This is a genomic window from Pseudomonas sp. JAI115 (genome assembly GCF_014200835.1).
Classification (GTDB): Bacteria; Pseudomonadota; Gammaproteobacteria; order Pseudomonadales; family Pseudomonadaceae; genus Aquipseudomonas; species Aquipseudomonas putida_A.
In genome coordinates this window covers 196289-218953 of record NZ_JACHCY010000003.1, presented here as the reverse complement: position 1 = coordinate 218953, position 22665 = coordinate 196289, and the positions used below count along the sequence as shown (strand labels likewise).

Here is a 22665-nt window from a genome sequence, read left to right as displayed (position 1 = left end):
GCAAATGTGGGAGTGAGCCTGCTCGCGAAAGCTATCGAGCGCTCACCGCCACTTCATCGCCGGACCTATAAAGCCGCTCTATCCTGCCTCCCAAAAAAAACCGCCCTTTCGGGCGGCTAAAGTACTTCGACCATGATTCAGAAGCTTTGACTGAAGCTGATGTTGAACGCGCTGTCGTTGTTGTCGCTCGACACCTGGCCCGAGTAGCCGATGCCCAGCTTGCCGGTCGGGGTGACCTGGAAGTCGATGCCGGCTTCGAGCAATGCGCTGTCCTTGGCGATGGGTACGCCCTGGGTGCTGAACGAGGCGCCGCCGTCGATGAAGGTAAGGTCGGCGTCAGGTTTGGTGTCGCCGTAGGCATGCCGCCAGCCGATGGCCGCGCGTGGCGTCAGTTGGCTGCCGTTGGCCAGGGTCACCAACTTGCCGATGCGCACACCGAGGGTCGAGTAAGTGATGTCCTGATCGGCGTCGGCCTTCAGGCGCCCCACTCCCCCTTTTTCCTTGCCGGTGTCGCTGTCGTAGTTGACGTAGGCCAGCCCGGCGAACGGTTCGATGGCAACGCCTGCCGCGTTGATCGCGTAACCCACTTCACCGAACACCTGCGCACTGCGCGCGTCGTAATCGGCCTTCAGGCGATCGTTGTAAGTACCGACGCTGACATCGCGTTTGGTCTCGATGCTGTGCCAGCTGTAAGCCGCGCCGAGGCGCACCGCCAGTGCATCGAATTGCGAGTTCAGATAACCGGCGAGGTGGTAGCTGTCGACCTTGGCATCGGAGTTGCGATCATGCGCGTTGAGATTGCTGCGGGTATAGCCGGCCGCCATCCCGGCACGCCAGGTGTCATCCAGCGCCTTGTCGGTGCCGAGCATGAAACCGCCGAGGTTGCGATCAACTTTTGCCGTGTTGCTGTCGCCGCCCATGTCGCCCCAGGCACCAATGGCCCGGATCCAGCCGACCATTTCCCCGTGGCAACCGTTGCTGCTCAGTTGCGTGTCGCTCGGTGCCAGGGTTTTGCGTGGATCATCCGCAGCGCTGCACGACGGCTGGCGCATACGGTCATTAACCGCCTCACGGATGAAGCGCGAGTCCTCAAGCATGGCGCTGGCAGTGCTGGCGTGGATTTCCCCGGAGAGGCTGTCGAACGCGTTACGCGCGCCTGCTACGCTGAGGTTGACGATCTGGTTCTGCAACGCCGCGCCGGCCGCTCCGTTATTGGACAGTGCCGTGGCGGTGCCGCGCTGGTTGCCCGTAGCAGCGACATCGGCGAACGAGTTGCCGTTGCGGCTCACGGCCAGGGTCACCGAATCGGCACCGTAGATCAGCGAGCTGTTAAGGAACGCGTACTGCGGCAGATCGGTGGCACTGAAGGTGCCGGTCACACCACCGCCCGCAGTGATCAGCGAGTAAGTGGTGTTGCCGGTGAACGGCGCCAGGCTGTTGACCACCAGACCGCCGCCCAATGCCGCCGTACCACCCACCGCCAGAGGCGTGGCGGTTGGCGAGCTGACGGTCAGCGCCAGTACACCATCGCTGCTGTTGGTCAGGTTGCCGGCCACGCTCAAGGTGCCGTCAGCGCCACCGGAAGCCACCACACCGTGGTTGACCACCGAACCGACGCTGCCATTACCGCTCAGGCCTGCGCCGTTGGCGACCGTGACTTGTGCGCCCAGCGAAGCCCGGGCCGCACGGCTGCCGACTTGCAGCAGGCCTTGATCGACGGAAACCGTACCGCTGAACGGTTGATTGCCGACCATCAACAGGCGACTCACGCCGCGTTTGAACAGCGCGCCGGTGCCGTTGAGCACACCATTGAACTGGCCATCGGTGTTTTGCTGGAACACCAGCGTGGCGTTGTCGGTGATGTTGCCTTGCAGACTCGTGGTGTTACCGATCAGCGTACCGCCACTGACGGTGGTGCCACCGCTGTAGGTATTGGCGCCAGTCAGCACGAGGGTGCCGGAATCGAGTTTCTCGATACCGCCGGTGCCGATCAGCGGCACGTCGATTTCAGCACTGGCCCCGGCATTGACCCGCACCGGCGCCAGGCTGCCGTCCGCACCGTTGACTGGCGTCAGCGTACCGCCAGCGCCCGGCACCAGGCTGTAGCCGCCGGTGAGGAACTGCAGACCGGTGAAGTTCTGATTGCCCTGCACAGTGACGGTACCGGCCTGGCCACCAAACACTGCGAACTGACCATTGGACGCCAACGCCTGCGTGCCGCTCGGATCGGTCCAGTTGGTGCCCGGGCCCCACACGCCACTGCCGCCACCGATGCTGCCATCAGGGTTGGTAGTGCCGCCGTTCCAGAACTGCACCTCACCCGGCGTGCCTTGTACCAACAGGTTGACCTGATTGGCGATCGCGGTTTGCAGGGTCAGGTTGGCCGCCGATACCGGCAGGCTGCCGTAGACCAGCCCGTTGTCGGTCAGGCTGCCACCGTAGCGGAACAGTTGATAGACCCCGGTGCCGAAACCGCCGGCGTTGCTGATATTCAGCGTGCCGTCGAGGGTCAGGTTACCGGCGACGTTGACCACCGTGGTGGAGCTGGCGGCCGAGCCGAGGCTGAAGTCCAGGTTGGTGCCCGAGAACAGCGCCAGCGAGCCGACCGACAACGGTGTAGCCGTGCCGCCACCGGTCAGCGTCGCACCGCTGGCCAGTTGCACGTTGCCGCCCAGTTGTCCGCTGCCACCGACTTTCGCGCCACTGGCGACGTTGACGTTGGCACTGTTGAGCACGCCGTTGACGATCAGGTTGCCGGCCTGCACCGAAGTGTCACCGGTGAAGGTGTTGTTGCCGGTCAGGAGCAATTGGCCGGTGCCGGTTTTGTTCAGCGTGCCGGCGCCGGTGAGGTTGCCGGTGTAGCTGCCGTCGGCGTTCTGCGCGAAGGTCAGCGCCGCGTTGTTGACGATGGCGCCTTGCAGGCTGCTGGTGTCGCCAGTGGTAGTGCCAGCGTTCAGCGTGGTGCCGCCGCTGTAGGTGTTGGCGCCGCTAAGCAGCAGATCGCCGTTGCCGTTTTTCACCAGGCTGCCGGTGCCGGTGATGGCGCCGAGCAGCGTGGTGTTCTGGTTGCCGGCCAGGGTCAGTTGCGACCCCAGATTGATCGCGTTGGCCAGTTGCAGCGCCGAGGGGCTGTCGAGGCTGGCGTTGCCGGTCACGCTCAGTGCACCGCTGCTGATCGCGCTGTTATTGCCCAGCACCAGCGTACCGCCAGCGAGCTGAGTACCACCGCTGTAGGTGTTGCTGCCGTTGAGGGTCAGGCTCGAAGCGCCAGACTTGATCAGGTTGCCCGCCCCACTGACTACACCGTCGAGGGTCAAGGCGTTGCTGCCAGCGACAGTCAGGCCACCGTTCACCACCACATCGTTGCCCAGCGTGACGGTCGCGTTGCTGTCCAGCGCGGTGCCGTCCGCAGCGGTCAACACACCGCTGCCGAGCGCTGCGTTGTTGCCCACGACGATCTTGCCGCCATTGAGCGCGGTGCCGCCGGTGTAGCCGTTGGCGGCGTTGAGCACCAGCGTGCCGGTGTCGTATTTGCCGAGGGTGCCGCTGCCGTTGAGTGCCACGCCAACGGTCGCGGTGGCGTTCGGATCGACTCGAACCGTGGCGTTACCCAACGAACCGTTGACCAGATTCAGCGAACCCGCGGTGCCGTCCTGCAGGCTGTAGCCATCGGTGACGAACTGCATGCCGGTGATGGTTTGTGCGCCGTTCACGGTGACCGTGCCCGCCGTTCCCTGGAACACCGCGAAGTTGTTGGTCCAGGCCTGATTGGTGGTGCCGTTGACGTCGGTCCAGTTGGTAGTGCCGGTGCCCCAGGTGCCGCTGCCGCCATCGACCGAGCCGTTGGCCACCAGTTGGTTGCCGTCCCAGAACTGCACGGTGACGCCCGGTGCGGTAACCAGCAGGTTGATCTGGTTGGCCAGCGCGGTTTGCAGGGTCAGATCGCCCGGGGTGACGCTGCCCGGCACCGTGCCGATCAGCATGCCGTTGTCGGTCAGGCCCCCGGTGTAGTTGATCAACCGGTACACACCGCTGCCGAAACCGCCGATGTCGCTGACATTGAGGTTGCCGTCGAGGGTCAGGTTGCCGCCGACATTCACCAGCGCATTGCCGCCACCGGAAACCGGCGTGCCCAGTCCGACATCGAAATTGGAGTTGGCGTTGAACACCAGCGAGTTCACCGACAGGGTGCTGCCGGTGGCGCCGGCCAGATGACCGCCGTCGGCCACGGTCACCGCGCCGCCCAGCGAGCCGCCGCCCGTCAGGGTGCCGCCGCTGTTGACCAGTACGCTGGCGCTGTCCAGCGAGCCACTGACGTTCAAGGTGCCGGCGTTGACCGTGGTGTTGCCGGTCAGGCTGTTGAGGCCGGTCAAGGTCAGGGTTCCGGTGCCGAGCTTGTTCAATTCGCCGGTTCCGGTGAGGACACCGGCGAAAAGGCTGCTGGCGTTGTTGCCGCCGATGCTCAGGGTGTTACCGCCACCGATCAGTGCGGTGCCGCTGCCGGTCAGACTGGCGAGGCTGCCGGAGCCGCCGAGATTGAGAGTTGCCGCAGCGCCGAGGTTGACCCCGGCATTGCTGCCCAGTGCCGAGTTGCCCAGTGTCGTGAGGCTGCCAGATTGCACATCAAAGGTGCCGCTGAAGGTGTTGTTGCCGGACAGCGTCAGGTCGGCCAGACCATTCTTGGTCAGGGTGCCCGCCCCGGCGATCACGCCACCGAGCGTCAGGTTGTTGTTGCCAGCCACACTCAGGTTGGCATTGACGTTGACGTTGTTGGCCAGCACCAGCGGCGCGGTGGTGTCGAGGGTAGAAGCGCCCGCCACGGTCACCGCGCCGGAGCCCAGGCCCGCCGAGGTGCCGAGGGTCACGGTGCCGGCGTTCAGTGTGGTGCCGCCGCTGTAAGTGTTAATGCCGTTGAGGGTCAGGTTGGACGCGCCGTTCTTGATCAGACCGCCGGTGCCGCTGACCACGCCGCTGAGCGCGACGTCGCTGCTGCCGGTATTGGTCAGATTGGCGTTCAGCACCACGTTGTTGCCCAGCGACACCGCGGTGTTGCTGTCCAGCGCCGAGGCACCGGCCACGGTCAGGTTGCCCAGACCGAGTGCGCCGTTGCTGCCGGCGGTCAGGGTGCCGGCATTGAGGGTGACGCCACCGAGGAAGTTGTTGGCACCGCTCAGGATCAGGTTGGCCGCGCCGTTCTTGGTCAGGCTGCCGGCGCCATTGATCGCGCCGCTCAGTGTCAGATCGTTGCTGCCGACGACACCGAGGTTGCCCGCCAGGTTGATCGCGTTACCCGCCGTGAAGGCGCCGCTGGCATCCAGTGTGGTGCCGTTCGCCGCGTTCAGGGTGGCCGAGCCCAGCGCGCTGTTCGACGCCAGAATCAAGCCGCCCGCATTCAGCGCCACCGGCCCGAGGAAAGCGTTGTTGCCACCAAGAGTCAGGCTGGCCGAACCGTTCTTGATCAAACCGCCGGTGCCGGAAATGACACCGTTGAGGGTCAGCGCATTACTGCCCAGCAGGGTCAGATTGCCGTTAAGTGTGGCGGCATTGCCCAGGGTCACGGCCGTGTTGCTGTCCAGTTGCGTGCCGGCGTTGGCAATCAGTGCGCCGGTGCCCAGTGCGGTGTTGCTGCCGACCACCAGGGTGCCGCCGTCCAGTTGCGTACCACCGGTGTAGCTGTTGGCGCCGTTGAGTACCAGGGTGCCGGCGTCAAGTTTGTTGAGGATACCACTGCCGTTGATGTCCACGCCGACCGTGGCGGTCACGCCCGGATCAACCCGCATCGCCGTGGTGCCACCGCTGCCATTGACGGCGGTCAACAGACCCGACGTGCCGTTGACCACGTTGTAGCCATCGGTGAGAAATTGCATCCCGGTGAACAGTTGGGTGCCGTTGACCGACACTGTACCGGCCGTGCCCTGGAACACCGCAAAATCGCCGGCCCAGGTCTGGTTCAGCGTGCCGTTGGAATTGGTCCAGTTGGTGCCGCCGGCAGTCCATGTACCGGTGCCGCCGTCCACATTACCATTCGGGATGGTCTGGCTGCCGTCCCAGAAGCGCAGGTTCGTGTTAGGCGCCGACACCACCAGATTCACCTGATTGCCAAGGGTCTGCACAAGGATGTCGCCCAGGCCATAACCCACCGGCACACCGGCCACGGTCAGGCCGTTGTCGGTCAGTGCGCCGATGTAGTTGAACAAGCGATAGACACCCACGCCAAAGCCGCCGGCATCGGTGACGTTGAGGTTGCCGTCGAGGGTCAGGTTGCCGCCGATGTTCATCAGCGAGGAGGTCGATGGCGTGGCGAGGCTCGCGTCGACATTGCTGTTGGCGGCCAGCACCAGTGACCCGGCAGACAGGGTGTTGCCCGAGGACAACGCCAGATGGCCGCCACTGTTGATGTTCACCGTGCCGAGCGCCGAGCCGGTCCCGGTCAGGATCCCGCCGGTGTTGACGTTGACCTGCGCGCTGGCCAGCGAACCGCTGAGGTTCAGGATGCCGCCGTTGATCGCCGTGTTGCCGGTGATGCCGTTGATCCCGGTGAGATTCAACGTCCCGGTGCCGACCTTGGTCAAGCCGCCGTTACCACCAAGGTCGCCGTCGAAGGTGCTGGTGCTGCTGACCCCGCCCACGGTCAATGTGTTGCCGCCGCCGATCTGCACGCTGCCGCTGCCGCTCAGGCCGTTGAGGCTGGCGTTGCTGCCGAGGTTGAGGCTGGCGCCGGCGCTGACATTGGCCCCGGAGGTGTTGCCCAAGGCTCCGCTGCTCAGGGTAGTGACGCTGCCGGAGACGATGTTCAGCGCACCGGTGAAGGTGTTGTTGCCGGCCAGGGTCAGGTCCGACAGACCGTTTTTGGTCAGGCTGCCGGCGCCGTCGATGATGCCGTTGAGGCTCAGGTCGTTATTGCCCGCGACGGTCAGCCCGGCGTTGAGGGTGATCGTATTGCCGATGCCGAACGAGGCACTGTTATCGAGAGTCGCCGCGCCGCCGACGGTCAAGCCACCACTACCCAGACCGTTGGCATTGCCCAGGGTCAGAGTGCCGGCGTTGAGGGTGGTGCCGCCGCTGAAGGTGTTGTTGCCGTTGAGTGTCAGATTCGCTGCGCCGTTCTTGATCAACTGGCCGGTGCCGCTGGTGACACCGCCGAGGGTCAGGTTCTGCGTACCACCAACACTCAGCGCCGCGTTCAGCACGACCGCGTTGGCCAGGCTGACCAGCGGCGAACTGCTGTCGAGCGTTGCCGCACCACCGACCGTCAACGCACCGGTGCCGAGCGCCGAACTGTTGCCGGCGGTCACTGTACCGGCGTTCAGCGTGGTGCCGCCGGCGTAGGTGTTGGTGCCGTTGAGGTTGAGATTGGCCGCGCCGTTTTTCACCAGGCTGCCGGCACCGGCGACGGTTCCGGTGAGGGTAAGATCGGCGCTGCCACCGATGTTCATCGCACCGGCCAGGTTGACCTGATTGCCCAGCGTGACGGCAGTGTTGGTGTCCAGCGTGGTGCCGGCTGCCGCGTTGAGCGCACCGCTGCCCAGCGCGGTATTGCTGCCGACAATCAGCTTGCCGACGTTCAGCGCGGTGTTGCCGAAGTAGGTGTTGGCGCCGTTGAGGATCAGGTCGGCCGGGCCGCTTTTGGTCACACCACCGACCCCGGAGACCACGCCTGCGAGGGTCAACGCGTTGCTGCCGCCGATGGTCACGTTGCCGCCGAGGTTGACGTTGTTCGCCAGGCTGGTCGCGGTGCTGGCGTCCAGCGTCGTGTTGTTGCCAGCGTTGAGCACGCCGGTGCCGAGCGCGGTGTTGGAGCCGACGATCAGTGTCCCGGCGTTCAGCGACGTAGAGCCGGTGTAGGTATTGGCGCCGGTGAGGGTCAGGGTCGAAGCGCCAGTCTTGATCAGGTTGCTGCTGCCGCTGATCACGCCGCCGAGGGTCAGCGGGTTGGCACCGCCGGCAGTCAGGTTGGCGTTCAGGGCAATCGCGTTGTTCAGCGTCACGTTGGCGCTGCTGTTAAGCGTTGCGCCCGCACCGCCCACGGTCAACGTGCCGGTGCCGAGTGCCGCGCCGTTGCCGACGGTCAGGCTGCCGGCGTTGAGCGCGGTGCCACCGGTGAAGGTGTTGGCGCCGTTGAGGGTCAGGTTGGCCGTGCCGTTCTTGATCAACTGGCTGGCGCCGCTTAGCACGCCGCCGAGGATCATGCCGTTGCTGCCGCCGATGGCCAGGTTGCCGTTGAGGGCGACGTTGTTGTTGAGGATGACCGAGGTGTTGCTGTCGAGGGTCGCGGCATTCGCGACGGTCAGGTCGCCGCTGCCCAATGCGGCGGCGTTGCCAACGGTCAGGGTGCCGGCATTCAGCGTGGTTCCGCCACTGAAGGTGTTGGCGCCGTTGAGAATCAGGTTGGCCGCGCCGTTCTTGGTCAGCCCGCCACTGCCGCTGACCACACCACCGAGGGTCAGGTTGGCGTTGCCGGCGATGTTCAGGTTGCCGCCGAGGGCGACCGCGTTGCTCAGCGCCACGGTGGTGCTGGCGTCGAGGGTGGTGCCCGCCGCCGTGGTCAGTGCGCCGGTGCCCAGCGCGGTGTTGGAGCCGACGATCAGCGTCCCGTTATTCAGCGCGGTGCCACCGGAGAACGTGTTGTTGCCGCTGAGGGTCAGGTTCGCGGTGCCGCCCTTGATCAGGTTGCCGGCGCCGCTGATGACGCCACTCAGGCCCAACGCCTGAGTGCCACCGATGGTCAGCCCGCCCGCCAGCGCCACAGCGTTGGCCAGCGTCACCGCCGTGGTCGCATCCAGTGTAGTGCCGGCCGCAGCGTTCAATGCGCCTGTGCCGAGGGCAGTGTTGCTGCCGACGAACAAGCTGCCGCCATTGAGCGCGGTGGTGCCGCTGTTGGTGTTGTTGCCGGTCAGGGTCAGGCTGGCGCTGCCGCTTTTGGTGATCGCGCCAGTGCCGGAGACGATGCCGCCCAGGGTCAGCGCATTGCTGCCGAGCACGTTCAACGCACCGGTGATGCCGAGGTTGTTGCCCAGCGTCACGTTGCCGGTGCTGTCGAGGCTGGTGCCGTTGCTGGTGTTGAGGACACCGGTACCCAGTGCGTTGTTGTTGCCGACACGCAAGGTCCCGGCACTGAGACTGGTGATCCCGGTTTAGGTGTTGTTGCCATTGAGGGTCAGGCTGCCGCTGCCGGTCTTGGTCAGGTTGGCGGCGCCGCTGATCACCCCGCCCAAGGTCAACGCACCGGTGCCGGTTGCAGTGAGGGTGCTGTTGAGCGTGATCGCGTTAGCCAGTGAAATCGGCGTCGTCGCCGAAATGCTCGAAGAGCCGCCGACGGTGATGCCGCCGTTACTGAACGCCTGATTGTTGCCTACCAGCACCACACCGCCGTTGAGCACGGTATTGCCGGAGTAGGTGTTGATACCGTTGAGGTTGAGCTGGCCGCTGCCAATCTTGGTCAGGCCGCCCGTGCCGGAAATCACCCCGTTGAGGGTCATGCCGTTGATGCCCTGCAGGGTCAGGCCGCTCGCGCCCAGGTTGATCTGGTTGGCCAGCGTCAAACCGGCATTGCTGGCCTGCAGGATCCCGCCGTTGGACGTCAGCACGCCGCTGCCGAACGCCGCGTTGTCGTTGAACTGCGCGACACCGCCATTGAGCGTGGTGGCGCCGCTGACCAACGGCCCCTGCAAGGTCCAGGTGCCGCTGTTGAGGGTCAGGTTGTTGAAGTTGACGTAGGTGGCGCTGGACGCCGTGCCCGTCCCGGTGGTGCCGCCGCCGAGGCCGATCGGGTTTTGCAGAATCAGCGTGTTGGTACCCGCCGCGCCGCCATCGATCGTTCCGGTCGGGGCGAAGGTCAGGTTGATGCCGATCAGGCCACCGAGGCCGACGGAGACTTGCACACCGTCGCCGACGTTAACGCTGGAACCGGTGATCGCGTAGAAGGTGTTGGTGCTGCCCGCCCCCATCGACACACCGCCGGTGATGTTGCCGGCGTTGGTGAAGGTGTTGCCCGCCACGGACGTTTCGAACGCAATCCGGCCATTGATGGTGCCGCTGGCACTGTTGGTCATGTTGACTTGCGAACCGCCATACACCCCGACCACCGGGGTATCGGCCAGGGTGATGCCGCCGACCGACAGCCCGGTGGAGGTGATGGTGCCGTCGTTGGTGATGGTCGTGGTGCCCGACACTGAGTTGTTCACGGCAATCCCCAGCCCGTCGATGCTGGTCAGGTTGAGCCCGAGCAACATGCCGGTGCCGCGAATCAGCCCGGTGGCGTTGTTGACGATGCTCACCGTGCTGGTCGCGCCGGTACCGATGAACGCACCGCCACTGAGGATCGACACCAGGCCCAGCAAGGCCGGGTCGAGGGTGCCGGAGTTGTTCAGGTTGATGTTGGCCCCGGTCAGGTTAAGCACCTTGCCGCCCAGGGTGGCGTTCATCTGCGCTCCGTTGGTGACGTTGACCGTCAGGCCGCTGGTGGCACTGCTGTAGTCATTGAGAAACAGCGGCAGCGTCGGGACGCCCGAACAGGTAATCGTCGAACCTGCCGCCGAGCAGGTCGCGAGCGCCTGCTCGCTGACGCCGCCGAACAACAGTCCGGCAACGCTCAGGTGCACAGCAAGGGAAAGTGGGGAAAAACGCGAAACGAGGGCGACACCAAACCTTGCTTCCACGGGCTACTCCTTGTCGTGGCCAAATTCTTCCTTGAAGGCGTGGGAGACGTGCTTATTCCACACGCGAATCAAGACTGCGACGGTCATCACAAAACCGCGTCTTGGCTGACAAGCTAGTAGACGCCCCGCGATGGGGCACTGATTAAATGGTGTTAATACTTTAATACTAGGGCCTTCTAAACCGCGGGTTTCGGCCAGTAAACACTGGGTTTGGCGACACCTGACTAACCCTGTGGGAGCGGGCTTGCTCGCGAAAGCGGTGTATCTGTGAAGGATGTGTCAGCTGACCCGACGCCTTCGCGAGCAAGCCCGCTCCCACAAGGGGAAATGGGTGTATCTGGAAAACTGGTACGCCTTGTGCAAACGTTTGCGACCTGCCTATAACGGCTTTTTCGTAACAAAACCGTACAGACCCGCAGAATCCGGGCCTCGATCCGCAAAAAAGGACTTTGAATGCACGTTGCTTCCCTTCTTCGCGCCCCGTTTGCGCGCACGTTTGCTGTTTCCCTGCTACTGACCGGCGTTACCGGAGTTCTCAGCCACAGCGCATTGGCGCAACCGGCGCTGCCCGACGAATCCGCTCAGGGCGAAGCCCTCAGCCCGGAAGCTGCCCCGCCGAAAAAAGGCGCGTATCTGTCGGACTGGTATAATCAGGACCTGACGCTGATCGGCAGCAAGGACATCAGCTTCGGGCCGCAACCGGCCGACGATATCTACCTGGAATACGAGTACTTCGGGCGCAAGGGTCCGTTCGAGCTGTACGGCTACGTCGACATTCCGAAGATCTTCAACATCGGCAACAGCCACGACAAAGGCGTGTGGGATCACGGCTCACCGGTGTTCATGGAACACGAGCCGCGCATCTCCATCGACTACCTCGCCGGCCGCAGCCTGGCCATCGGCCCGTTCAAGGAATGGTACGTGGCGTTCGACTGGATCTACGATCACGGCAGCCGTAAAGAGAACCGCGCCAACACCCTGTACAGCGGCTTCGGCACCGACATCGACACCCATTCGCGGGTCAACCTGTCGGCCAACCTGTACGGGCGCTACCAGTGGGAAAACTACGGCGCGAGCAATGAGTATTCGTGGGACGGCTACCGCGCGCAGCTCAAGTACATCGTGCCCATCGACAAATTCAGCAACGGCGCGTCGCTGACCTACATCGGTTTCACCAACTTCGATTTCGGCTCGGACATTCACAAGGACAATCCGGCGCGCACCGCCAATGCCACGGTGGCGACCAACGTGCTGTTGTACTCGTTCACCCACCTGCGCTTCACCTTGGTCGGCCGTTACTTCCATAACGGCGGCAACTGGGAGGACGGCAGCGAGCTGAACTTCGGCGACGGCAATTTCCGCGCGCGCTCCAACGGTTGGGGTTACTACGCCGGCATCGGATACCAGTTCTGAAATCAGGAGATTCTCATGCAAGCAATGACCCGTCTGACCTTGGCCGCTGCGGCTCTGCTCTCTTCTACCACCTGGGCGACTGAAGCGCCGATCCAGCCGAAAGTCGTGCTGATCACCATGTTCGCCCCCGAGGCGCAGAACTGGATCGAGCGCCTCGATCTCAAGCAGGAAATCCGCGTACCGGGCCTGTCCGCCGAGTACCCGACCATCCGCTGCAACGCACAACAGGTGTGCCTGCTGACCACCGGCATGGGCCAGACCAATGCCGCCGCCTCGACCCTGGCACTGGCCCTGTCGCCGAAATTCAACCTGCGCAAAAGCTGGTTTCTGATCGCCGGGATCGCCGGCATCAGCCCGAAACACGGAACCATCGGCACCGCCGCGTGGGCGCATTACCTGGTGGAATTCGGCACGCAATGGGAGCTGGATTCGCGCGATGTGCCGGCGAGCTGGCCGACCGGTTACCTCGGTATCAACACCAAGGGTCCGAACGAAAAGCCGCCGCTGGACTACAAGACCGAAGTCTTCGAACTCAACCCGACACTGCAGGCCAAAGCCTTCGCCCTGAGCCACAAGGTCGAACTGAGCGAGAGCAAGGAGTCGGCGGCGTGGCGCCGGAAATACCCGTCGGCCCCGGCCAATCAGCCGCCCGTGGTCACGCGCTGCGACACGCTGGCGGGCAACACCTGGTACTCCGGTACGCGCCTGAGCGAACGCGCCGAGGTCTGGACCAAACTGTTGACCGATAACAAGGGTGAATACTGCACCACACAACAGGAAGACAACTCCACCTATGAAGCGCTGCTGCGTGCCAGTCGCGAAGGTCTGGTGGATGTGCAGCGTCTGGCCGTGGTGCGTGCCGGCTCTGACTTTGATCGGCCTGCTCCGGGCGGCAGCGAAGTGGACAATCTGCTCAAGTACGCCGATCAGGGCGGCTTTGTGCCGGCGCTGGAGAATCTCTATCGCGCGGGTAATCCGCTGGTGCAGGACATACTGAAAAACTGGTCGGCGTGGGAAAACGGCGTCCCGCAATCCTGAGTCCTGCGCCAATCAATTGTAGGAGTGAGCCTGCTCGCGATAGCGGTGTGTCAATTACAAATGGGTTATTTGACATACCGCTATCGCGAGCAGGCTCACTCCTACAGAGGGACGTGGTGCTTAGGGAATCAAAATGACTTTGTCGCCACTGCCCTGATTCACCTCTGCATAGCGCTGCAACCCTTCCGCCAATGGCACCTCCACCAACCCCTGCGGCAACGGCAACAGATCCTCATCAAAGAACCGCCCGAACTGCTCGAGCATCGCCGCACAGGCTTGCACGCCGTACAGCAGCGAGTTGATCCCGACCACCGAACCGCCCTTGCGGTACAACGCCAACGCCGGCAGCTGCACATGGCCATCGACCGGTGCGGCGATGATCGCGATGCGCCCGAACGCGGCCAGTGCCGCCACCGAGGCCGGCAGCCAGAACCCCGTGGTGTCGAAGATCACGTCAGCGCCGCCGCTGTACACCGCGTTGACCTGCGCGCCGAGGTCCTCGGGTTTATCCAGCTGAATCGTCGCATAGCCCTGCGCCTGCAACTCCTTGACCTGCTCCGGCCGCCGCGCCGCTGCCAGTATCTGCGCGCCGCGCACCTTGGCCAGCGCCAACGCCGCCGTGGCCACCGCGCCGCCGCCGATCACCAGCAAACGGGTTTCAGCGCTCACCAGACTGCGCTCCAGCGCATCCCACGCCGTGGTGTAAGGCACACCGAGGCTGGCCGCCTGGGCGAAACTCAAGTGCGACGGTTTGTGCGCCACGCCATTGGCCGGCAGTTTGACGAACTGCGCGTGCGAGCCATCGGCGAAAAAGCCCAGCTCACGCCCGGTGCCCCAGACTTGCTGACCGATCAACGCCGGCGGCCCTTCGACCACGACACCGGCAAAATCGCGCCCGGGAATTCGCGGCAATGTGGTGTACGGAAACCGTCCGAGCACGTTCTTCACGTCACTGGGATTGAGACCGGCCGCCTTGATCTCGACCAGCACTTCATAAGCGCCGGGCACCGGGGTCGGTACGTCGACGAAATGCAGGGAAGACAGATCGCCGGTTTTATCGAATTGCAGTGCTTTCATGAGGACATCCATCAAAGGGAAAAGGAATTCAGGACAGCCAACCGGCGACCAGTTGCCGGCCCATCGGCCACAGCTGCTCACCCGCGAGCATGCCCAGCAGCCCCACCAGCGCGATGGCCGGAGGTGCCGGGGAACGGAAGTCCAATGCGCCATAGAGCAGGCCGACACCCAGACCGATGGCCAGCGAAATCAGGTAGTTCATGGAGGAAACTCCGCCGCGTGAAAGGAATGGGCAGAGTCTAGGGAAGGATCGGCAGAGGTGTCGGCCAAGGACTTCTGAATTTCGGCCAAATCCTGGAAAGTCACCACAAAACCCTGTGGGAGCTGGCTTGCCAGCGATAGCGATTTGTCTGCCATGAAGATGTTGAATGTGCCGACGCCATCGCTGGCAAGCCAGCTCCCACAGGATTGTGTTCAATCAGTGGAGAATTGCGAAGGCGCCACGCCCAGCTCGCGCCGGAACATGTCACTGAAACTGCTCGGCGAATACCCCAGCTCGCGAGCGATCGCGCTCACCGGCACGCCCTGAATCAACTCGGCCACCGCCGTCGCCAGTTGCACCTGCCGCCGCCATTCGGCGAAGCCCATGCCGAGGCTGTCCTTGAACAGCCGCGCCAGCGTGCGCACGCTGGCCCCGGCGTTTTCCGCGTGCTGTTCGAACGGAATGTCCAGCGACGGTGACGCCATCACCGCCTGGCACAGATTCATCAGGCGCCGGTCGGAATCGTCCGGCAGCGGGATCTTCAATTGCGAGCGCCGGGCACGCTTGAGCTCCAGCAACGCCAGCCCGACCAACGCGTCGTAATAGGCCGGCTCACCGCTATCGCCCTGCTCCACCAGCCCGACGATCAACTCGCGCAACAGCCCTCCGACTTCAATCACCTGCACTGTCGGATCCAGCGTTGCCGCCAGCACCGGGCGCAGGTAGATATTACGCATCTGCAAGTCCGACACCACGCGAATTCCATGCGGCACCCCGGGTGGCAACCACACCGCGCGCTGCGGCGGCACCACCAGTGCCTCATGCGGGGTCTCGACCCACATCACCCCGCTCATCGCATACAGCAACTGCCCCCAGACATGCTCGTGCGGCTCGATGAACAAACCACGCGGATAGGTACGCGCCAGCGGTTGCACCGGCACATCGGTATCCGTGAGATCGGGGGGTGCGGCGAGGGCCATGGCGAACATTCATTGGGGTTGGCGGGAGGCGCATGGTAACCAGTCGGTCACAGCGTCGACAACGATAGATACCGTCGGACAATCCGAGTGAATTTTCCCGACGCGCCGCGATCCTTCTAATACCACAGGGAGGATTACGGGCTTTATGAACAACGCAAAACTGTTTGTCATCGATTACACCCTTCACGGCACGCCTAAGTCGTTCATTATCCGCTCGGACAGAATGGACAACGCCGAGGCGTGGCACTGGGCAAGCTGCGACGCCGGTGTGGGTCGCATCCCGCGTTTCGGCCGGGAAAAAGTGCAAAAGACCAGCAAACCGATGGCGGAGAAATTCGGCGTGGAAAACGTCACATGGCGACCGGCGGGCTAGACTTTCGCCGGGCAACGGGGACTTTTCGGGGGATACACATGAGCAACCTCTTCAGCTTGGCGCATCTGGATTACGGCCTCGACACCCTGTTCGGCCGTATCACCAAAAGCATCGACTGTGAGCTGGGCCTGGAACCCGTCGAAGGTGATCCGTACCGCTTTGCCGTGCGCGTGCCGGCGCCGTTACCGGAATACCTGGACCAGGCGAAAACCGTGGTGGTCTGGGTTGAAGGCCGACGACTGCTTGGCACCGTGCGCCATATCGAACGGCTGGATGATCAAAGCCTGAAACTGCAAGTGGAGCCTGATTAGGCTCCACTTTTTTATGCGTGCGGTTATTTGGGGTGGGCGCAATGGCAGCCTTTGCTTGAACACTCTTCACCGCCCTTGTGGTGGTGCGCGCAGGCTTCACAGCAATAGTGTTTGCCGTGCACGGCGTAGGCGTGGTCGCCTTCCTTGATGGTGCATTTGCAGTTGGGGCAGTCGCATTTTCTATCGGGCATGGGACAGACTCCTTTTTGGGTGGTTGTCTGGGCTTTGGGATAAGCCGTAAATACCAGTGTAGGAGCTGCTGAAGGCTGCGATCTTTTGATCTGGTTTTTTTGGGGAATTGGGTGTCTGCTGGCGATATTGGGTGAATATCCGTTTCTTCGGGTGCTGCCGCTGGCGGTTTCGCTCTTACAGCGAGTCACCTTTTCCAAACGCCGAAAAGGTAACCCAAAAGGCTTTGCCCCGGCGTACGGCACTTCGCTTAGGCTCAGTGTTCCCTCGCTACGGTGTCCATCCGGGGGCATCGCCTCCGGTTTGCTTCGCTGCACCTCCTCTCGATGGATGCGGCTTCGCCGCATGGCGCTGCGCGCCTAACCCCCGGATGAACACCTACGCTCGGCCTGCCGAAGGGGCAAAAGATCAAAAGCCAAAGCCACATCAAAAGCCAGATCAAGAGCCCCTCACCCTAGCCCTCTCCCGGAGGGAGAGGGAACTGATCGCGGTGTTTGGGAGAGGTGCGCCGACGTGAAATACCGAGTCGAACACCAATTTTGAAAAGCCCAAAAATTGGCCCCCTCTCCCTCCGGGAGAGGGCTGGGGTGAGGGGCAAGAGCACCACAAAACCAAAGCCGAATCCCGTGCTCTTCACCACTCAAATGGCCGAGTGTCAGCTCGCCGAAAGCTCTTGATCTTGATCCACGGGCGACATCGGAAGGCTGAGTGGAGGGATTCATCCGGGGGTGGGAGCGCAGCGACCGTTTGGCGCAGCCAAACACAGCGAGAGGAGGTGCAGCGAAGCAAACCGTAGGCGCTGCGCCCGGATGAAGCCCGGAGCGAAGGGACCCCGAGCCCCAGCGAGCGGGCCGAACGTAGGAGCAAGCGTTTTTTTGCTTACTTTTTTTAGGCGTTTGTAAAAAAAGTGAGTCGCCGTAAGGGCGAAACCCTAAGCCGCCGTTACCGCAGCAACGGATATACACCCAAAACTCAATCAGAACCCCGAACACTACTCCGATACATAAAGACCAAAGCCAACCCCAGACACACCATCGCCAACACCCGCGAGGACGAAAGCTCGATCGCCGGATTCCCCAGCCAGCCAAAATTATCGATCAACATCCCCATCCCAAGTTGGCCAACAATCACCGCAACAGTCGCCACCGCCGTCCCCACAACAGGCACCGCACCGACCATGACCATCATGTAAACCACCCCAAACAGCGCCCCGCAAACCTGCCACTTCGGCACATCGAGCAAACTCACCGCATGCGCCGGCTCAAAAAACACAATCAACAACCCGGTGACCACCGCCCCGACGAAAAACGTCAGCAAACTGCTGCGCAACACCCCGACGCTTTCACCGAGGCGCCCATTGATCGCCGCTTGGACGCTCAACACCGCGCCAGCCAACACCACCACTGCCAACAAAATAACCAGACTCATATTCTCAACCCCGCGCAATCAGAACCAATGCCACCACAATCAACACCAATGCCAGCCACCGCTCGGCATTGACCTTCTTGCGCGTCGCGCCGAACCAGCCGAAATGGTCGATCAGCACACTCTTGCCGACCTGCCCGGACAAAATCGCGATCATCGTCATCGCGATCCCGATATGCGGCGTCGCCAGGGTCAGCACCACCACGTACATCGGCCCGAGAAAGCCGCCGATCAATTGCCAACGCGGCAGATCAGTCAGCGCCGGGCCTTTCTGCGGGCCGGCGAACAACAGCAGCAAAAACAGAATCGCCGAACCCACGCCGAAGATGCTCAAGGTCGCCCACAGATGCCCGACCTGCTCCCCCAGCGGCCCCAATAACCCGGCCTCCACCGACAGGCCCATGCCGGCCAGAATCACCAGCGGCAGCAACAACAGGCGCAACCACGACCGGGTCGCCGGCGCCGGCACACTCACTTCATCCAATGTCTGCATCATCCAAAACCCACGCAAGTAAACGATGGCGCGGATTATCGGCTGGCGTAGCTGTGCGATAAATGGGAGCATCCGGACAACACTTTTGCGCAACTCGCACAGCAGGAAGATCCATGCACGGGCTGAATGAACTGGGATTCAAGGCACTCAGGCTGTTTGTGGCGGTGCTCGACCACGGCAGTTTTTCCGAAGTCGCCCGGCGCGAGGGCGTGGCGCCCTCTTCGATTTCACGGCAGATCCAGTTGATGGAGCAGGCGCTGAACCAGCAATTGCTCTACCGCCACACCCGCGCCGTGACGCCGACCGAGGCCGGGCGCATGCTCGGCCACCATGCGCGGCTGGTGCTGGTGCAACTGGAAGAGGCCGAGCAGGCGTTGCAGGAGCAGCAAAGCGAACCCACCGGGCTGGTGCGGATCAACGCGCCGGTGGTGTTCGGCCAACGGCATCTGACGCCGTGGCTCGGTCAGTTGTGCGCGCGCTATCCGAAGCTGCAACTGGACATCCAGCAGACTGACCATTACGTCGACCCGTTGCAGGAAGGTACCGACCTGCTGTTCCGCATCGGCCCGATGCACGACTCAAGCATGCAGGCGCGGATTCTGGCGCCGCACCGCTTTCAGGTCGCGGCCAGCCCGGCGTATCTCAAGCGCCATGGCACACCGCAGCATCCCGACGAACTCGCGCAACACCAATGCCTGGCCTACAAAGGTGCGACCGGTCAGCAGCGCTGGTTCTTCCGTCAGGACCAAGGCGACTGGACGCCCTGGTCGGTCAAAGGTCCGATCACCGGCAACCACGCCGACACCCTCACTCAGGCCGCCGAGCAAGGCCTGGGGCTGGTGATGTTTCCGTCATGGCTGATTGGTGAGGCGGTGCGCGAAGGCACGCTGGTGCCAGTGCTGGGCGAATATCAGGTATCGAACAGCCTGGAGCCGCAGCAGATCGCAGTGCTGTGGCCGGGAAGTCGAAGGTTGTCGGTGAAGGTGCGGACGGTGATCGATTTCTTTGTCGAGTGCTTTGGCGAAGTGCCGTACTGGGACAGACCCTAAGTCCTACACAAAACCCAATGTGGGAGCGGGCTTGCTCGCGAAGGCGGTGTGTCAGATACAAGAATACTGACTGACATGACGCCTTCGCGAGCAAGCCCGCTCCCACAATGAGGTTTTACAGACTTTTTAAATGCGGAACTGGCCCACCAGTTTGCCCAACCGCTGCCCCAGCTCCGCCAGACTGCGCGAAGTCTGCGCGCCCAATTGGGTCTCGTCCGCCACGCTGTCCACCGCCACCGCGATCTGATGCACGCTGCGGTTGATCTCTTCGGCCACTGCCGTTTGTTCCTCGGCAGCACTGGCGATCTGCGCGTTCATCGAGTTGATCGTCGCGATCAGGTCAGCCATGGCATCCAGCGACGCCCCGGCCTGATTGGCCTGCGCCGAAGTGCCATCGCCCGCTTCACTGGAACGGCGCATCGCCTCGACCGCCGACTGGGTACCCGCTTGCAGGCGATCGATCATGCCCTGAATTTCCTGGGTGCTGATCTGCGTGCGGCTGGCCAGTGCCCGCACTTCGTCCGCCACCACCGCAAAACCGCGCCCGGCCTCGCCGGCGCGCGCCGCTTCGATCGCCGCGTTCAGTGCCAGCAGATTGGTCTGCTCGGCAATCGAGCGAATCACCCCGAGCACGCCGACAATCGACGACACGTCCTGCTGCAGGCTGTCGAGCGACACGCCGCTGCTGCGAATGTCATCCACCAGCGCATGAATCTGTTTGATGCTGCCGGCCACCACGCGCTTGGCGCTCTGGCCTTCCTCGTCGGTCTGCTGCGCGGCGACCGCGGCGTTTTGTGCGCTCTTGGCGACTTCCTGGGCAGCGGCGGACATCTCGTTGATCGCCGTGGCGACCTGATCGGTCTCGTGGCGCTGACGCTCCATCGCCTGATCGGAACGCTGGGCCTGATCCGACACCTGGGTCACCAGGCCGGTCAGTTGCGTGGTCATCTCGGTGATCTGCCGCACCAGGCCGTGGATCTTGTCGACGAAGCGGTTGAACGAGCCGGCCAGTTCGCCGAGTTCGTCCTGGCTGGTGATGTCCAGCCGGCGGGTCAAGTCGCCCTCGCCCGCCGCGATGTCGTCGAGGTTGGCTTTCATCAGGTTCAGCGGGCGAAGAATGGTGTTGGCCAGCAGCATCCCCGCGATGGCAATCACCAGCAACACCAGCACCGCCACGCCGACGATGCTGAGGATCACGCCTTGCATGCGCTCCTGCACTTGCGCCTGCACCACCGCCACTTGCGCTTCAATGCCGTCGAGGTTGACCGAGGTACCAACCGCCATGTCCCACTTCGCCAAGTACTCGGTGTAGCCGAGTTTCGGCACCAGCACGTTGGCATTGCCTGGCAGCGGCGAGCTGTATTGCAGATAGTGGGTGCCGTCCTTCGCCACTTTCACCAGGCCGAGGTTGACGTAGACGCCATTCGGGTCGCGGTTGTCCTTGAAGCTTTTGCCCACGCCTTCGGGGTCGTTGGCCTTGAACAGGCGCACAGTCTCGGAGTCGTAGCCGAAGAAGTAGCCGTCCTTGCCGTAGCGGATGCCCGACAGCAGCTTGATCGCCTGCGCCCGCGCCGCGTTGTCACCGGGGGCGGCTGCGTCGTACAGCGGTTTGATCGTGGTCATGGCCACGGCGACGTAACTTTGCAGGGTGGCCTTGGCGTCGGCGAGCAAGCGCTCGCGGGTCTGCTCGACCTCGGTGTGCGCCTGTTGCTGGAGGATAAACAGCGTGGTCAGACTGATGACCAGCGCAAAGAGCAGCACCGGCAGGACGGCAAGGGACAGGACTTTGGCCTTGAGACTCAAGCGCATTGGGGGGCTCACTCTTTTGGTTTTATTGGCGTGGTTAAAGGCGTTAACGGCACGCAAAAGCAAAAGTTGAGTCTGGAGAAAGACCTGTTATCCCTGTGGGAGCGAGCCTGCTCGCGAAGGCGTCGTGTCAGCCAGCCTGTTTTTAGCTGACACACCGCTTTCGCGAGCAGGCTCGCTCCCACAGAGGATTGGCGGGTTTAGAGAACCATCGCGGCCACCCAGCCGAACGCCAGCAGCGGCAGGTTGTAGTGCAGGAAGGTCGGGACCACGGTGTCCCAGATGTGGTGATGCTGGCCATCGACATTCAGACCGGAGGTCGGGCCCAGCGTCGAGTCCGAGGCCGGCGAGCCGGTATCGCCCAATGCACCGGCGGTGCCGACGATGCACACGATGGCCATCGGGCTGAAGCCCAGTTGCACGCACAGCGGCACGAAAATCGCCGCCAGAATCGGCACCGTGGAGAACGACGAGCCGATACCGATGGTCACCATCAGGCCCACCAGCAGCATCAACAGCGCGCCGATCGCCTGACTGTGATCGATCCACGCCGCCGCGCTTTCGACCAGCGAGCGCACTTCGCCGGTAGCCTTGAGCACTTCGGCGAAACCCGAGGCGGAGATCATGATGAAGCCGATCATCGCCATCATCTTCATGCCTTCGGTGAACAGGTCGTCGGTCTCACGCCACTTGACGATGCCCGAGGCCGAGAAGATCAGGAACCCGGCCAGTGCGCCGATAATCATCGAATCCAGCAGCAACTGAATGATGAACGCGGCGGCAATCGCCAGACCGGCAATGCCGATGGTCTTCGGGTTGTAGGCGACGCTGACTTGCTCGACCTGCTCGATTTTCTCCAGATCGTAAACACGCTTTTTCCGATAGCTGAAAAACACCGCCAGCAACAGGCCGAAGACCATGCCCAGGGCCGGAATCGCCATGGCGTGCATGACGTTGATCTGGCTGATGTCGACCCCGGCCTTGCTGACGTTGGCCAGCAGGATCTGGTTGAGGAAGATGTTGCCGAAACCCACCGGGAACACCATGTACGGGGTGATCAGGCCGAAGGTCATGACGCAGGCAATCAACCGGCGATCCAGCTGCAACTTGGTCAGTACATAGAGCAGCGGCGGCACCAGCAGCGGGATGAACGCAATGTGGATCGGCAGGATGTTCTGCGAGGCAATAGCCACCACCCACAGCAGGCCGATCAGCAGCCACTTGACGCTGCCGCCGCCGGTCGAATGCTGACGATCGACCATCGCCAGGGCCTTGTCGGCCAGCGCATGGGCCAGGCCGGACTTGGCAATCGCCACGGCGAAAGCGCCGAGCAACGCGTAGGACAACGCCACCGTCGCCCCGCCACCCAGACCGCTGTTGAACGCCTTGAGCGTGGCGTCGATGCCCAGACCACCGGTCAGGCCACCGACCAGCGCACCGACGATCAGGGCAATCACCACGTGCACGCGGGACAGGCTGAGGATCAGCATGACGCCGACCGCAGCAATCACTGCATTCATTTCACTACCTCAAAAACACTGCGATGAAATATCACCGCCAGACAGGATGAGTCCGCCAACGGTTAACCGGCGGATTTGCAAAGAGGGTCTTATTAGAAGGGCGCGCACTGTGCCGCAGAGTGGCGGCGGTG

13 protein-coding genes and 2 pseudogenes are annotated in these 22665 nt (G+C 63.0%); 5 read left to right on the top strand and 10 right to left on the bottom strand.

Features of this window, described 5'->3' with window-relative positions; genetic code table 11:
* Positions 1 to 137 precede the first annotated feature (137 nt).
* Positions 138 to 10658 (bottom strand): annotated as a pseudogene (locus HDC30_RS08955) (autotransporter-associated beta strand repeat-containing protein).
* A 453-nt stretch (positions 10659 to 11111) separates the two neighbouring features.
* On the opposite strand from HDC30_RS08955, the gene HDC30_RS08950 reads away from it, so the two are divergent.
* On the top strand, positions 11112 to 12071 hold the full coding sequence (locus HDC30_RS08950) for a nucleoside-specific channel-forming protein Tsx (protein WP_096797785.1): 960 nt from the start codon (positions 11112 to 11114) through the stop codon (positions 12069 to 12071).
* Between the two features lie 15 nt (positions 12072 to 12086).
* A complete protein-coding gene (locus HDC30_RS08945; protein ID WP_183782420.1) occupies positions 12087 to 13109 on the top strand; it encodes a purine nucleoside permease in 1023 nt (340 codons plus the stop codon).
* A 120-nt stretch (positions 13110 to 13229) separates the two neighbouring features.
* Here the strand turns inward: HDC30_RS08945 and HDC30_RS08940 are convergent, their stop codons facing one another.
* The 3 genes from HDC30_RS08940 to HDC30_RS08930 all read right to left on the bottom strand — a co-directional run bounded on the left by HDC30_RS08940 (position 13230) and on the right by HDC30_RS08930 (position 15377).
* Entirely contained in the window at positions 13230 to 14186 is a 957-nt protein-coding gene (locus HDC30_RS08940; RefSeq protein ID WP_183782417.1) for a zinc-binding alcohol dehydrogenase family protein, read from the bottom strand.
* Positions 14187 to 14214: 28 nt separating this feature from the next.
* Positions 14215 to 14388 carry a DUF1427 family protein gene (locus HDC30_RS08935; protein ID WP_007969534.1) on the bottom strand — a complete coding sequence of 58 codons (174 nt, stop codon included), beginning with the start codon at positions 14386 to 14388 and terminating at the stop codon, positions 14215 to 14217.
* Positions 14389 to 14600: 212 nt separating this feature from the next.
* Positions 14601 to 15377 carry a helix-turn-helix domain-containing protein gene (locus HDC30_RS08930; protein WP_183782414.1) on the bottom strand — a complete coding sequence of 259 codons (777 nt, stop codon included), beginning with the start codon at positions 15375 to 15377 and terminating at the stop codon, positions 14601 to 14603.
* A gap of 136 nt (positions 15378 to 15513) precedes the next feature.
* Between HDC30_RS08930 and HDC30_RS08925 the strand changes: the two genes are divergently transcribed.
* Entirely contained in the window at positions 15514 to 15741 is a 228-nt protein-coding gene (locus tag HDC30_RS08925) for a DUF6555 family protein (RefSeq protein ID WP_095138739.1), read from the top strand.
* Positions 15742 to 15779: 38 nt separating this feature from the next.
* Positions 15780 to 16052, top strand: coding sequence for a hypothetical protein (locus tag HDC30_RS08920; RefSeq protein WP_183782411.1), 273 nt, complete (start codon positions 15780 to 15782; stop codon positions 16050 to 16052).
* A gap of 23 nt (positions 16053 to 16075) precedes the next feature.
* Here HDC30_RS08920 and HDC30_RS08915 read toward each other — a convergent pair whose 3' ends face one another.
* The 3 genes from HDC30_RS08915 to HDC30_RS08905 all read right to left on the bottom strand — a co-directional run bounded on the left by HDC30_RS08915 (position 16076) and on the right by HDC30_RS08905 (position 18159).
* Positions 16076 to 16243 (bottom strand): metallothionein, encoded by a 168-nt coding sequence (locus HDC30_RS08915; RefSeq protein ID WP_081730276.1) that lies wholly within the window; start codon positions 16241 to 16243, stop codon positions 16076 to 16078.
* A 970-nt stretch (positions 16244 to 17213) separates the two neighbouring features.
* Positions 17214 to 17669, bottom strand: a complete 456-nt coding sequence (locus HDC30_RS08910) for a DMT family transporter (protein WP_027614318.1) — start codon at positions 17667 to 17669, stop codon at positions 17214 to 17216.
* Between the two features lie 4 nt (positions 17670 to 17673).
* Positions 17674 to 18159 (bottom strand): DMT family transporter, encoded by a 486-nt coding sequence (locus HDC30_RS08905; protein WP_103369836.1) that lies wholly within the window; start codon positions 18157 to 18159, stop codon positions 17674 to 17676.
* 113 nt (positions 18160 to 18272) lie between these two features.
* Here HDC30_RS08905 and HDC30_RS08900 point away from each other — a divergent pair, with 113 nt between their 5' ends.
* Positions 18273 to 19208: a LysR family transcriptional regulator gene (locus tag HDC30_RS08900; RefSeq protein ID WP_183782409.1), complete on the top strand. Its 936-nt coding sequence runs from the start codon at positions 18273 to 18275 to the stop codon at positions 19206 to 19208.
* Between the two features lie 126 nt (positions 19209 to 19334).
* Here HDC30_RS08900 and HDC30_RS29455 read toward each other — a convergent pair whose 3' ends face one another.
* The 3 genes and pseudogenes from HDC30_RS29455 to HDC30_RS08890 form a co-directional block, all read right to left on the bottom strand.
* A complete protein-coding gene (locus tag HDC30_RS29455) occupies positions 19335 to 20090 on the bottom strand; it encodes a methyl-accepting chemotaxis protein (protein ID WP_371917818.1) in 756 nt (251 codons plus the stop codon).
* 102 nt (positions 20091 to 20192) lie between these two features.
* Positions 20193 to 21017: pseudogene (locus HDC30_RS29450) on the bottom strand (cache domain-containing protein); the annotation flags it as partial.
* A gap of 197 nt (positions 21018 to 21214) precedes the next feature.
* Entirely contained in the window at positions 21215 to 22534 is a 1320-nt protein-coding gene (locus HDC30_RS08890; RefSeq protein ID WP_115990270.1) for a Na+/H+ antiporter family protein, read from the bottom strand.
* Between the last annotated feature and the right edge of the window lie 131 nt (positions 22535 to 22665).